Origin of the sequence: Nonomuraea jabiensis, from assembly GCF_014204795.1 — a bacterium.
Classification (GTDB): Bacteria; Actinomycetota; Actinomycetes; order Streptosporangiales; family Streptosporangiaceae; genus Nonomuraea; species Nonomuraea jabiensis.
On the sequence record NZ_JACHMB010000001.1, the window covers coordinates 5355734 to 5367994 of the forward strand.

At 71.0% G+C, this 12261-nt stretch carries 12 protein-coding genes and 2 pseudogenes; 5 read left to right on the forward strand and 9 right to left on the reverse strand.

The features are described 5' to 3' along the window. Positions 1-73 precede the first annotated feature (73 nt). Both HD596_RS24705 and HD596_RS24710 read left to right on the forward strand, forming a co-directional pair. On the forward strand, positions 74-664 hold the full coding sequence (locus HD596_RS24705) for a cysteine hydrolase family protein (protein ID WP_313044673.1): 591 nt from the start codon (positions 74-76) through the stop codon (positions 662-664). Continuing rightward, positions 664-1401 carry an SDR family NAD(P)-dependent oxidoreductase gene (locus HD596_RS24710; protein WP_185071700.1) on the forward strand — a complete coding sequence of 246 codons (738 nt, stop codon included), beginning with the start codon at positions 664-666 and terminating at the stop codon, positions 1399-1401. Before HD596_RS24705 ends, HD596_RS24710 begins: the two co-directional genes overlap by 1 nt. An 18-nt stretch (positions 1402-1419) precedes the next feature. Here the strand turns inward: HD596_RS24710 and HD596_RS24715 are convergent, their stop codons facing one another. Continuing rightward, entirely contained in the window at positions 1420-2613 is a 1194-nt protein-coding gene (locus HD596_RS24715; protein ID WP_185071701.1) for a serine hydrolase domain-containing protein, read from the reverse strand. A 27-nt stretch (positions 2614-2640) separates the two neighbouring features. On the opposite strand from HD596_RS24715, the gene HD596_RS24720 reads away from it, so the two are divergent. Next, the gene (locus HD596_RS24720) at positions 2641-3549 is read left to right on the forward strand and encodes a cyclase family protein (RefSeq protein ID WP_185071702.1); all 909 of its coding nucleotides are present in this window, start codon (positions 2641-2643) and stop codon (positions 3547-3549) included. A gap of 27 nt (positions 3550-3576) precedes the next feature. Here the strand turns inward: HD596_RS24720 and HD596_RS24725 are convergent, their stop codons facing one another. Then, positions 3577-4737 (reverse strand): cytochrome P450, encoded by a 1161-nt coding sequence (locus tag HD596_RS24725; protein WP_185071703.1) that lies wholly within the window; start codon positions 4735-4737, stop codon positions 3577-3579. 98 nt (positions 4738-4835) lie between these two features. Here HD596_RS24725 and HD596_RS24730 point away from each other — a divergent pair, with 98 nt between their 5' ends. Further along, on the forward strand, positions 4836-5420 hold the full coding sequence (locus HD596_RS24730; RefSeq protein WP_185071704.1) for a TetR/AcrR family transcriptional regulator: 585 nt from the start codon (positions 4836-4838) through the stop codon (positions 5418-5420). Positions 5421-5617: 197 nt separating this feature from the next. On the opposite strand, the gene HD596_RS24735 is transcribed toward HD596_RS24730, so the two are convergent. The 7 genes and pseudogenes from HD596_RS24735 to HD596_RS24765 all read right to left on the reverse strand — a co-directional run bounded on the left by HD596_RS24735 (position 5618) and on the right by HD596_RS24765 (position 11105). Beyond that, positions 5618-7102, reverse strand: coding sequence for an AMP-binding protein (locus HD596_RS24735; protein WP_185071705.1), 1485 nt, complete (start codon positions 7100-7102; stop codon positions 5618-5620). Positions 7103-7119: 17 nt separating this feature from the next. Beyond that, positions 7120-8175, reverse strand: coding sequence for an LLM class flavin-dependent oxidoreductase (locus tag HD596_RS24740; protein WP_185071706.1), 1056 nt, complete (start codon positions 8173-8175; stop codon positions 7120-7122). Positions 8176-8581: 406 nt separating this feature from the next. Then, positions 8582-8899: pseudogene (locus tag HD596_RS24745) on the reverse strand (NUDIX domain-containing protein); the annotation flags it as partial. 14 nt (positions 8900-8913) lie between these two features. Beyond that, a pseudogene (locus HD596_RS65715) lies at positions 8914-9141 on the reverse strand (phosphotransferase); the annotation flags it as partial. A gap of 73 nt (positions 9142-9214) precedes the next feature. Then, a complete protein-coding gene (locus HD596_RS24755; RefSeq protein WP_185071707.1) occupies positions 9215-9541 on the reverse strand; it encodes an alpha-amylase inhibitor in 327 nt (108 codons plus the stop codon). A gap of 239 nt (positions 9542-9780) precedes the next feature. Further along, positions 9781-10266 (reverse strand): anthrone oxygenase family protein, encoded by a 486-nt coding sequence (locus HD596_RS24760; RefSeq protein WP_185071708.1) that lies wholly within the window; start codon positions 10264-10266, stop codon positions 9781-9783. Between the two features lie 11 nt (positions 10267-10277). After that, positions 10278-11105 carry an NmrA family NAD(P)-binding protein gene (locus HD596_RS24765; RefSeq protein WP_185071709.1) on the reverse strand — a complete coding sequence of 276 codons (828 nt, stop codon included), beginning with the start codon at positions 11103-11105 and terminating at the stop codon, positions 10278-10280. 71 nt (positions 11106-11176) lie between these two features. Here HD596_RS24765 and HD596_RS24770 point away from each other — a divergent pair, with 71 nt between their 5' ends. Then, positions 11177-12070: a LysR family transcriptional regulator gene (locus HD596_RS24770; RefSeq protein ID WP_185071710.1), complete on the forward strand. Its 894-nt coding sequence runs from the start codon at positions 11177-11179 to the stop codon at positions 12068-12070. The last annotated feature ends 191 nt before the right edge of the window (positions 12071-12261 follow it).

Consider the following 12261-nt stretch of genomic DNA (forward strand, 5'->3'; position numbering starts at 1 on the left):
AATAACCCTGTGTCGCGGGTGATATGCTGAGGCGTCCCAAGCAAGCGCTCGGCTAAATCTACGGAGGTCGCCCGTGGAGCGCGTGGCCCTGCTGGTGATGGAGATGCAAAGGGGCGTCGTTGGCGATCTCACGAAATTTCCGGATCTGGTGGCGGCCTGTGGGCGGCACGACGTCGTCGCCAACGCCGCCCGCCTCCTCCACACGGCCAGGTCGGCCGGGCTCCCGGTGATCCACTGCACGGCGGCCTTCCGCCCCGACCGGTCCGGCTCCCACACCGGCAACTGCCCGTTCATCGTCTCCCTGCTCAAGGACCCCGGCCACATGCTGGAGGGCACGGCCGCCACCGAGGTCCTCCCGGAGCTGTGGGACGGCGGCGACCTGGAGAGCCGGCGCCACCACGGCTTCTCCCCGTTCACCGGCACCTCGCTCGACATGACGCTGCGCTCCCTGGGCGTCTCCCACGTGGTCGCGCTGGGGGTCTCGCTCAACCTCGGCATCCCCGGGCTCGCGCTGGAGGCGGTCAACCTGGGCTACCGGGTGACCGTGGTCAGGGACGCGGTGGCGGGCATCCCGGAGGAGTACGCGCAGGCCGTACTGAGACACACGATCAGCCTCCTCGCCACCCGCGCCACCACCGCCGACCTGATCGAGGAGTGGAAGTGATGGACGGGCTGCGCCTGGACGGGCGCGTCGCGGTGGTCACCGGGGCAGCGGGCGCGATCGGCGCGGCCATCGCCACGGACCTGACCGCGCTGGGCGCGGAGGTCGTCGTCGCCGACGTGGACCTGCCGAACGCGGAGAAGGTGGCCTCCGGCCTGCCCGGCGCGCGGGCGCTGCCCGTGGACCTGACCTCGCCGGAGTCCGTCGCGGAGTTCGGCGGCGCCGTGGGGCCCGTGGACATCCTGGTGCACAACGCCGGGGTGTCGATCGTGGAGCCGTTCACCGAGAGCGACCCGGCGAACTGGGACCTCATGTGGCAGGTCAACCTGCGCGGGCCCATGCTGCTCACCAAGCTGCTGCTGCCCGGGATGGCGGCCAGGGGGCGGGGGCGGCTGGTGTTCATCTCCTCGGACGGCGCCAGGGCGGGGTCGGGCGGCGAGGGTGCGTACGCGGCGACCAAGGCGGGGCTGTTCGGCCTGGCCAAGACGCTCGCCCGGGAGGCCGCCAAGGCGCACGTCACCTCCAACGTGGTCTGCCCCGGCCCCACGGACACGCCGATGCTCCGCCGGGTGTCGGCGGCCGAGCCGGGGCTGGTGGACAAGATCGCGCGGGGCATCCCGCTGCGCCGCCTCGGCACGCCCGCCGACGTGGCGGGGCTGGTGGCCTACCTCTGTACGGATCGCGCCGCGTACATCACCGGGCAGACGCTGTCGGTGAGCGGCGGCGTGACCATGCAGTGAGCGGCGGTCATGCGGCGGTCAGAGCGAGTCATAGACGGCCTGCACCAGGCGCAGGCCGCGCATGTTGCCGGAGACGGCGTTGGCCATCTTGTTCATGACGTAGCCGATGCCCAGGCCGCGTTCCGGATCGCCGATGCCGAGGGAGCCGCCCAGCCCCGAGTGGCCGAACGTGGTCGCGGACGGCATCGGGAACGTCATCGACGGCCGCATGTAACCCAGGCCGAACGACGTGTCCAGGAAGAGGATGCGGTCGGGGCCGTCCACGCGGGGGCGTACGGCGTCGCGCAGCGTCTCGGGGCGCAGCAGGTCGCCCGCGATCAGCGACCGGTAGAACCCGGCCAGCCCCCTGGCCGTGGTGACGACCCCGGCGGCGGGCCAGCCGGCGCGCAGGATGTCGGGGTGGTTCGCGCCGCCTTTGAGCCGGTGCATGCCGGGATTGCCGAGCGCCCGGTTCATGAGGCTGTGCGGATCGAGCGCGGCCTTGGCCATCTCGGCCACCACGGTCGGCACGGCTTTCTCGGCCTCACCCTGCTCCTCGGTCTCGGCCTGCCCCTCGGTGGCCGCCGGGCCTGCGCCCGTTTGTGGGCGTTCGCCGGCTTGGAGGCGGGCCGTACGGGCGATCACCGAGTCCGGCGCGCCCACCCACAGCTCCAGCCCCAGCGGCCCGGCGATCTCGGCGGACACCAGCTCGCCGACCGACTTGCCGGTCACGCGCCTGACCACCTCGCCCACCAGGAACCCGTACGACAGCGCGTGATACCCGTGCGCCGACCCCGGCTCCCACAGCGGCGCCTGACCGGCGAGCCGGGCGGCGATGGCCGCCAGGTCCCCGAACTCCTCCACCGGCACCGGCTCCTCCACCACCGGCAGCCCGCTCTGGTGCGTGAGCAGGTGCTCGACGGTGATCGCCCCCTTGCCCCGGGCCGCGAACTCCGGCCACACGTCCGCGACGGCCCCCCGGACGTCCACCAGCCCCCGCTCGGCGAGCTGCAGCAGCACGGTGGCGGTGATCGCCTTGGTGCAGGAGTAGGCGAAGGCGGGCGTGCCGTGCTCCCACGGCCGGCCCGTGTGCCGGTCGGCGACGCCGCCCCACAGGTCCACGACCAGCTCGCCGTCCAGGTGGACGGCGAAGGCGGCACCCAGCTCCGCCCCGTCGGCGAGCTGGCGCTCGAACACCTCGCGCACGCGGGAGAAGCGCGGATCGCAGTACATCAGACCTCCGGGAAAGGAAGCGCTTACTTGGTTCACGAGCCTAACAACTGGGGACGATTCGGCCCAGACGATCAGCGCGGCACTCTCAACCTCCTCACCCCGGCCGTGGTGCTCGACGCCCTGCGCAGCGCCACCACGGGCGAGGTGCTGAGCCTGGCCATGCCGATCAGGGGCGCCACCTCCTCGCCCGCCCCCACGACGGTGCCGCACCTGCCGGGCCGCCCGCTGCCGCAGCACTTCATGTCCGTGGACGGCGGCGACTACGCGGCCGGCGCCCGCGCGATCGGGGAGGGCCTGTACGTGGCCGACGACGCGCTGGTCGTCAGCCATCACGGCACCACGACCCATATGGACGCGCTGTGCCACATGTGGTCGGGCGACGAGCTCTACAACGGCCACCCGGCGGCCCGGGTCCGCTCCTACGGGGCGACCAGGTGCGGCATCGAGCAGGTGGGCGGCGTGGTGGCCAGGGGAGTGCTGTTCGACGTGCCGCGGCGCCTCGGCCTCGACCACCTGCCCGCCGACTTCCGGATCCCGGCCGAGCTGCTGGCCGAGATCGCCACGCCGCGGCCGGGGGACGCCGCCGTGATCCGTACCGGATGGCCCGCGGTGTGGGGGCGCTCGCGCGAGGAGTACTGGTCGGGCCAGCCCGGGCTGTCGGCGGAGGCGGGCCGCTGGCTCGCGGCGCACGACGTGTCCGTGGTGGCCTCGGACAACGCGGCCATCGGCGGGCTCAACGCCCGCGGCCTCGCCGACGAGGGCCTCGCCGACGACCTGCACCTCATCCTGCTGCACCGGCACGGCGTCCACCTGATCGAGATGCTGTGGCTGGAGGAGCTGGGGGAGAGGGGGTGTACGGAGTTCGTGTTCGTGGTGGCGCCGCTCAGGATCGAGGGCGGGACGGGCAGCCCGGTGACCCCGCTGGCCATCCTCTGAACGGCCGCGACCAGGCCCTGGAACGCCTCAGTCGATAGTCGGCCACGTCACTGGCAGGCACCGCACCCCGTACACCGAGGCGTCGTGCTTCAGCGGCACCTCGGCGGCGGGGACGGCCAGCCGCAGGCCGGGGAAGCGCTCGAACAGCGCCCGGTAGCCGATGCGCAGCTCGTTCCTGGCAAGCTGCTGCCCCAGGCACTGGTGCACGCCGTGGCCGAACGCCAGATGCCGCCGCGCGTCCGCCCGGTCCAGCCTGAGCACGTCCGGATCCTCGAACACCGCGCCGTCTCGGTTGATCACGGGCAGGGACAGGGCGACCGTCTCGCCCTTCCTGACCAGCTCGCCCGCCACCTCCACGTCCTCCAGCGCCGCCCTGGACGGCGCCCCCTGGTGCAGGATCGACAGCCACCGCAGCAGCTCCTCCACCGCCGCCTCCACTGGGCCCTCCTCGAACGGCAGTCCCTCCTTCAGCAGCGCGAACACGCCCAGGGCCAGCATGTTCGCGGTGGTCTCGTGGCCCGCCACGAGCAGGATCAGCGCGACGTAGGTCAGCTCCTCGTCCGTCAGCTCGCCGGTCAGGCCGCTGATCAGGTCGTCGCCCGGCTCGACCCGCTTGCGGCGTACCAGCTCGCCGAGGTACGCGGTGAGGTCCGCCGTCGCCTGCGCGCCGTCCCCGTCCGGGGCGACGAGGGCGGCGCTGCGGTCCTGGAAGAAGTCGTGGTCGGCGTACGGGACGCCGAGCAGCTCGCAGATGACCAGCGACGGGATCGGCAGGGCGTAGGCCGTCACCAGATCGACCGGCGGGCCCGCCTTGGCCATGGCGTCGAGATGGTCGGCCGCGATCTGCTCGATGCGCGGCTCCAGCAGGCGCATCCTGCGCAGCGTGAACTGCCCGGTGAGCAGGCGGCGGTAGCGCGTGTGCTCGGGCGGGTCGGTGGCGGCGAAGAACCCCGGCGGGGCGGGCCGGGCGGGACCGCCGGGCCGCGCGACGTGCATGGCGGTGTGCTTGAGCTCCTGCCTGGCGCTGAACCTCGGGTCGCCCAGCACGGTACGGGCCGCCGCCATCGTCGTGGCCAGCCAGCCCAGGTGCCCGTCGGCCATCTCCAGCCGGGCCATCGGCGGCAGGCCGCGTAGCCCTGCGGGCGGGTCGAAGGGGCACTCCTGGTTGCGTTCGATGGGAAGTCGCATGATTTTGAGAGTAGACTCTCAATTAAGAGTTGTATAGCTATTCGTGGTCTTCTCCTGCGACTGGACTCTGGGGGCCGGACATCGGAGAATTGCCAGTCATGAGCGATCGACCGGGCCTGCGCGAGCGGAAGAAGGCCAAGACCAGGGCGCTGATCCAGAAGGAGGCGCTGCGGCTCTTCCGGGAGCGGGGGTACGCCGCGACGACGGTCGAGCAGATCGCGGAGGCGGCCGAAGTGGCGCCGAGCACCGTCTTCCGCTACTTCGCCACCAAAGAGGACCTGGTGCTGGTCGACCAGTTCCCGCCCTTCATGGAAGCCCTCCAGTCGGTCCCCGCCCACCTCAAGCCGGTGCCGGCGGTGCGGGCCGCGATGCGGGCGGTGCTGGCCGGGCAGACGGCGGAGGAGTTCGCCGAGAGCGTGGAGCGGGAGAAGCTCATGTTCACGGTGCCCGAGCTGTGGGCGGCCAGCCTGGACAACATCAGCGGCGTGGTCAGAACCATGCACGAGCAACTGGCGGCCAGGGAGGGGCGAGCGGCGGATGATCCGGAGTTGCGCAATGTCACGGGGGCGATCGTGGGGGTGTTGATGGCGGTATGGCTTGACTTGGTAAAGGATCCGACTTTGGACGCTGCCGCCGAACTCGACCAGGCCCTGGCCCACCTGGAAGCAGGCCTCCCCCTATAGCCCCCACCTGCCCCTCACACGCCCACGCGCCCACCACCCTCGCAGGCCCGTCCACCCGCGCCCGTCCACCCGCGCCCGTCCACCCGCGCCCGTCCACCCGCGCCCGTCCACCCGCGCCCGTCCACCCGCTCCCGTCCACCCGCTCCCATGCGCTCGCGTCCGTTCGGTCGTTGGGTGGCCGTGGCAGGCTGGGGTGGTCAGGTGCCGGGGTAGTTGCCGCCGCCGTGTGCCGCGTCCAGGGCGTCGTAGTCGGGGGTGAAGCCGCGCTTCGGTATCGCGTCCACGAACGCCACGTGGCTCGGTTTCTTGTACGACGCCAGCTGCGTCCTGACGTGGTCGACGAGCTCGTCCGCCGTGGCGGTGGTGTCGGGCTTGAGGGCGACGACGGCCTTGACCGCCTGGTGCCAGGTGGGGTCCGGGACGCCGATGACGGCGGCGTCGGCCACGGCCGGGTGGGACTTGAGGACGCGTTCCACCTCGGCCGGGTAGATGTTCTCGGCGCCCGATTTGATCATCCGGAGCTTGGGGCCGATGAAGGTGATGGTGCCGTCGGGTTCGCGGCGGCCGAGGTCGCCGGTGTGGTGCCAGCCGTACGCGGACTTAGCCGCATTTAAGTCGGGCCGGGCGAAATATCCGGAAAAGAGGGTCTTGCCGCGGGCGCAGATCTCGCCCACCTCGCCGGGCGGCAGCTCGGTCCCGTCCGGGGCCAGGATGCGTACCTGGACCAGCGGAGAAGGACGCCCCGCGAAACCCGAGCCCCCATCCGCCAGCCCGAGGAACGTGAGCATCCCGCCGACCTCGGTCTGCCCGTACCCGCCCATCTTGGACCGGCACCACGGAGAGCCGTCCACCGTGATCATGCTGTCCCACTCGGCCGAGTGGGAGACGAACCGCAGCGACGACAGGTCGTACTTGCCCCCGGCGTTCGCGGCCGTCACCGCGTCGATCATCGGCCCGAACAGGAACGCCTGCGTCACCCGTTCGGCGTCGATCAGGCGGCAGACCTCCTCGGCGTCGAAGGCGGGGGTGAACACGTTCGTGCCGCCGATCTGGAACGTGGCCAGGCAGAACATCATCGTGCCCACGTGGAAGAGCGGGCCGTTGTTGAGGAAAGTGAAGCCGGGCTCCATCTGGCGTACGACGAGGAGCGAGGCGCTGTGGGCGACCAGGGCGGCGCTGCTGAGCAGGGCCGCGTTCGGGCGTCCGTCGAAGGCGGCGGTGTAGAGGGCGAGGACCGGCTCGCCGTCGTCCACCTGCGGGAAGTCCCTCGGGGATCCGCTCGCCACCAGCCGCTCGTACTCGTCCCCGGCCCGCACCCACGTGCTCTCGGACACGGCCGTCGTGGCGTCCGAAGGCTCCCATACGACGACCTTGGGGGTCAGATCGGACAGTACGAACCGCAGCTCGTCCTCCGACTGCCGCCAGTTGGCCGGGCAGAGGATCGCGCCCAGGCGCGAGCAGGCCAGCAGCAGCTCCAGTACGGCGTGGGAGTTCTGGCCGAGCCACACCACCCGCTCCCCGGCCGCCACACCTCGCCCCGCCAGGGCGTCGGCCAGCCGGGTCACCCGGGCGTCGAGCTCGGGGTACGTACGCCGTACATCCCCGTCCACCACCGCCGTGACCTGGGGACGGCTGCGGGCGTGATCGGCGAGGAGGTCCGACAGGGACAGGCTGTGGATCATCTGAGCCTCCCGAGGGGTTACCGGAACGCGGGCATGACTTCGGCGGCGAAGAAACGCATGATCCGCTTCATGTCCTCCAGCGGCATCGGGCGGGTGCTGCCGAAGTCGCACAGGAGGTTCGAGAAGCCGGAGTCGCGCAGGAGGGAGATCTGCTCGATGGCCCGCGCCGGGTCCCCGATCACGTCGAGTTGCTCCCACCGGAAGTCGGTCGACAGCGTGCCGCCCTTGAGGTAGCGGTCCTGGTAGTACTCGAAGCCCTGCGCGGCCCGGCCGGTCTTCGGGTCGATGGGGGCGCTGCGCTCGTTGAAGATCCGCGAGCGGTCGAACGACGCCTCGAACCGCGCCTGGTCCTCGCGGGCCTGTTCCAGCGTGGGGGCCACGTACACGCTGCGCGCCACCACCAGCTCCGCGCCCTCGGGGTGGCCCGCCTGCGCGGCCGTCTCCCGCCAGGTCTCCGCCGCCTTGACGACCTTGCGGAACGGCGCCGCCGGGTCGGCGAGAATGGGCAGCCCGCGCTCGGCGTACATGGTCACGGTCTCGGGGGAGACGGCCGCCACGTGCATCGGCGGGTGCGGCGACTGCAGCGGCCTCGGGACGAGGCTCACCTCGGAGCCGGTCTTGTAGAACTTCCCCTCATGCTGGTACGACTCCTGCGTCCAGAGCCCGACGATGACCTCCAGCGCCTCGTTGAACCGGTCGCGCGCCTCCGCCAGGTCGATCCCGAACCCCTCGAACTCGAAGCTCTGATACCCCCGCCCGATCCCCAGGTCCAGCCGCCCTCCGGAGAGCACGTCCACCATCGCGGCCTCCTCGGCCACGTGAACCGGGTTGTGCAGGGGCAGCACCACGATGCCCGTGCCGAGCCGGATGCGGGAGGTGCGGGCGGCGGCGTGGGCCAGCATCGTGAACAGGTTGGGGACGACGCCGTAGTCCCGGAAGTGGTGCTCGGCCAGCCGTACCCCGTCGAACCCCAGCTCCTCGGCCAGCTCGACGAGCTCCAGATGGTAGTCATAGACGTCCTTGAAGCTGTGGCCGTCGAAGCGGTGGAAGAGGTGGAAGGTCGAGAACTTCATGCGGCGACCTCTCGGCAGGCAACTAAACCAAGCGCTCGCTTGGGAGCGTACCACGCCGGCCAGGAACGCCCCAGGGCCCGGGAGAAACGCATGACCTTCCACGAAGGCGGCGCTTCGCGCCAAGGGGCTCCAGACAGCGCCTCCCAGGAGGGACTCCGCCCCCCTTCGACCCCCCGAAACCCCCGCTCGCTTCGCTCGCCAGCCCCCACCCCTTACTCGATTACCGGCCTGACCTGCTGGAGCTTCGCTCGCCACAGACCGCCCGTTGCGTGGTTACCGGATGGGCTCGCTGGAGCCCTCTCCCGCCCGCGAGAGGACGGTCGGCCTGCGGATCGGTGCGGCAGGCCTATGCGAGGCGACCGAAGGCGTGGAGCGGTGATGCCGGCGGGACCGCGGTCGTGGGCGTCTACGCCTCTGTAAGGGCGTAGAGCAGGGCGTTCATGCTGGTCCCGCTGACGAGGTCACGCTTGTCGATCAGACGGCGGATGTCCGTGAGCGGCACCCACTCGATGCGTTCGGACTCCCACGCCTCGGTAGGCGGGCCGATGTACCGGGCGCTGTCGGCGCGGAAGATGTGATGCTCGGAGTCGGAGATGCCGCTGGTGGGCTGTGTGTAAAGCAACGGACGCAAGGGACCGGGCCGCCAGCCGGTCTCTTCCTCGACCTCCCGGGCAGCGGCCGCGATCGGCTCCTCACCGTCGTCGACCTTGCCGATGGGGAGTTCGACGAGGCGCTCGGATGAGGACCGGGGCCGCCGGTCGCGTCGATCCGCTGCAGCGCGCTCACGAACCCGGCCAGTTCCTCCGTGGTCTCATCTGGCAGCCACCAGTAGACCGACCAGGGGAACGGGTAGACCTCCCCGGGCTCGCCCTTCGCGAGCGGCTCGGAGATCGGCAGCGGCAGGTGCGGGGCGAGCCGCGGCAGCCATTCGTGCTCGCGGTCGTAAGCGCCGTGCGCGGCGCCGCCGGACCGGCGGCGCCGCGCTGGGGCAGATCACCGACGCCCTGTTCGAGACGGGCGGTCAGTACCGCCGCAACGTCTAGCAGTAGCTGGCGCCATTGAACTTGCGCGGCGCCTTGGGCACGGTGCTGGAGATGGTCTGGCCGGGGTCGACGGTGAAGCAGCGGCCGTCGGCCCCGTACGACCAGTCGATGCGGTAACGCATCCGGCGGCCGCAGTCGTTGCGGGCGTAGCCGGTCTTCTTGACCCAGCCGCTCTTCTGCCAGATGGCGACGCAGGCGGGGGTGTTGCCCTGTGCCTTTGCGGCTTCGGCGACGGCGCTGGTCGGGGCGGCCGTCAGCATGGCGATGGAGGCCGCGCCGCCGATGGCCAGGGCGCTGAGCGACTTGCGAAGCTTGATGTTCATCGTCGTCTTCCTCTCGTGTGTTGTGGCTGATGAGAGGAAGGTAGGTGCGGCAGTGTTGAGCCCATGTTGAGGATTCGTCGAGGCGGATGCCCGGGCACGTGACGGCCCGTACGGTCAGTACCTCGCGCGCCGGCCCATCGCGCTCACGCCGCAGCTCGGCCATGCGGGCATGACCGGCGCCCAAGAGAGGACCGTCGGGTACGTCGACGACGTGCCGGCCGCCGGATTCGTCCCGCACGTCACCGCGAGGTCAGGGTGAGGCTCCAGGCGAGCAGCCCGAACGCGGCGGTGGAGGTGACCACCCGGACGAGGTTCCAGCCGATCCACCGGGCCTCGTCGAACCGCTCGCGTACGGCCGCCACGTCGATGCGCGCGGGGTCGCCAGCGTTCTTGATCATGTCGTTGAGCGGCACGTTCACGGCGATCGTGATGACCACCGCGACCGCATAGAGGATCAGCGCGGCCACGATCCAGGGCAGGGCCCGCTGCCCGATGTGGGTGAACGCGGCCAAGGCGGTGAAGATCAGGGCGCCGAAGAAGCAGAGGCCGATGAACCACACGTTCATGATCGCGCGGTCGGTCGCCTGGAACGCTGCCACGAATGTCCGATCGTCGGTCCGCCCGAGACCGGGCATGATCGTATGCGCGTACAGGGCGAACGCCCCTGCCGCCAGGCCCATCGCCAGCGTGGCGGCCATCAGGGTGGTGACGCGAAGAGTTTCCATGATCGTTCTCCTCAGGAGTTCCAGATACCGGTGGACGCCGTCTCGCGGGCGTAGTCGTCGAAGTCGCGGGGCTCCCGGCCCAGGGCGCGCTGGACGCCGTCCCCGAGGTGGGCGTTGCGGCCGTCGAGCACGGTGGTCAGTACGTACATGATCAGTTCGGCCAGCTCGGCGGGGACCTGCTCGACCGCCAGCGCCGCCGCGTACGCCTCCTCGGAGACCCGCGTGAAGGCGAGGTCGCGACCGCTCGCGCGCCCGATCGCCGCCACCGCCTGCTCGAACGTCAGCAGCCGCGGCCCGGTCAGCTCGTAGATCTCCCCGGCGTGGCGATCGGAGGTGAGCGCGGCGGACGCCACGTCGGCGATGTCCTCGACGTCGACGAACGGCTCGCCCACCGGCCCCACCGGGAGCGCCACGCGGCCGGTGCGTACGGCGTCGAGCAGGTAGTTCTCGCTGAAGTTCTGGTTGAACCAGGCACAGCGGACCACCGTCCACTCCGCCCCCGAAGCCGCGACCGCCTTCTCGGCCAGCCGCGCCTCCTCCTCGCCACGGCCCGAGAGCAGGACCAGGCGGCGTACGCCGATCGAGACGGCCAGGTCGGAGAAGGCGGCCACCGCGTCGGCGGAGCCGGGCAGGGCCAGGTCCGGGTAGTAGGAGACGTACGCGGCGGTGACGCCTTCGAGCGCGTGCTCCCAGCTGTTGCGATTCGCCCAGTCGAAGGGGACGCCGCCCGACCGGGTGCCGATCCGCACCGGTACGTCACCTCTGGTGAGCCGCTCGGTGATCCTGCGTCCGGTCTTGCCGGTACCGCCGGTGACCAGGGTCAATGTCGTGTTTCGCATGCCTTTACGATCTCGGCCGCGAGGCCCGGCAACAACGAGCGGATCGGCAACGATCGTTAACCTGGGTATTTATGGAACGCCGTGACCTCGAGATCTTTCTGATCCTCGCCGAGGAGCTGCACTTCGGCCGTACCGCCGAGCGCCTGCACGTCTCGACCGCCATGGTCAGCCAGACGATCAAGAGCATCGAGCGGCGCATCGGCGTACCGCTGTTCGAGCGGACCAGCCGGCGGGTCGCGCTCACCCCCGTCGGGCGCCGCCTGGAGGAGGACGTACGGCCGGCGTTCCTGCAGATCGAGGAGGGCATCGCCCGGGCCGTGGCGGCGGGCAGGGGCGTCACCGGGACGCTGCGCGTGGGCTTCGTCGGCACGGCGATCGGCCAGTTCGTCATAGGGGTCGCCGACCGGTTCTCGGCGCGCCACCCCGAATGCGAGGTGCGGATCATCGAGAACCGGTACGCCGACGGCACGTCACAGCTGCACGCCGACGAGATCGACCTTCTGCTGGCCGGTGCGCCGTCCCTGGAGGACGACCTCGCCGAGAGCCCCGTGCTGTTCCGTGAATCGCCGGTGCTGGCCGTCTCCGCGCGCCACCCCTTCGCCAGGCGCGAGTCCGTGGCGATGGCGGACCTCACCCGCGACCAGGTGCTCATGCCGCGCTCGCTCAGCCAGGAGGTGGACGAGCTCGTCGTGCCACCGCTCGAAGGGCTGCGCCGCGGGCCGTCGTTCAGCACGATCCAGGAGATGCTCGCGCTGATCGGAGCGGGTAAGGGCGTCTTCCCCGTGCCCGCGCACGCCGTCCACTACGACTCGCGGCCGGACGTCGCCTATGTGCCCATCCGCGACGGGCAGCCGTTCGCGTGGCGGCTCATCTGGCGCGCCACGGCGGAGTCGGCCCGCATCCGCGCCTTCGTCCAGGCGGCCGAGGACGCCGTCAAGGACGACCCCAGCCCCCTGATCCCCTGACCGCGGCACGGGCGGCCTCGAACAGCAGCCGGCTCGGCAGCCCGCATTTCAGCTGGGTGTTTCGCCACGCTCCTGCGCGGAGCCGGATGACCCTTGGAATCCGCTTTGAGGCTGACGAGGTCTTGGTGTGCGGCTTGTTCGGGGGGAGTGTTCCGCCCGTCGAATACGGGAGCTCCTGCACACCCCGTTGT

Bases quoted from the DNA above. Each gene is read 5' to 3' on its own strand.
- HD596_RS24710 (WP_185071700.1), top strand. From the start codon at position 664: ATGGACGGGCTGCGCCTGGACGGGCGCGTCGCGGTGGTCACCGGGGCA.
- HD596_RS24715 (WP_185071701.1), bottom strand. From the start codon at position 2,613: ATGTACTGCGATCCGCGCTTCTCCCGCGTGCGCGAGGTGTTCGAGCGC.
- HD596_RS24725 (WP_185071703.1), bottom strand. From the start codon at position 4,737: ATGCGACTTCCCATCGAACGCAACCAGGAGTGCCCCTTCGACCCGCCC.
- HD596_RS24730 (WP_185071704.1), top strand. From the start codon at position 4,836: ATGAGCGATCGACCGGGCCTGCGCGAGCGGAAGAAGGCCAAGACCAGG.
- HD596_RS24735 (WP_185071705.1), bottom strand. From the start codon at position 7,102: ATGATCCACAGCCTGTCCCTGTCGGACCTCCTCGCCGATCACGCCCGC.
- HD596_RS24740 (WP_185071706.1), bottom strand. From the start codon at position 8,175: ATGAAGTTCTCGACCTTCCACCTCTTCCACCGCTTCGACGGCCACAGC.
- HD596_RS24755 (WP_185071707.1), bottom strand. From the start codon at position 9,541: ATGAACATCAAGCTTCGCAAGTCGCTCAGCGCCCTGGCCATCGGCGGC.
- HD596_RS24760 (WP_185071708.1), bottom strand. From the start codon at position 10,266: ATGGAAACTCTTCGCGTCACCACCCTGATGGCCGCCACGCTGGCGATG.
- HD596_RS24765 (WP_185071709.1), bottom strand. From the start codon at position 11,105: ATGCGAAACACGACATTGACCCTGGTCACCGGCGGTACCGGCAAGACC.
- HD596_RS24770 (WP_185071710.1), top strand. From the start codon at position 11,177: ATGGAACGCCGTGACCTCGAGATCTTTCTGATCCTCGCCGAGGAGCTG.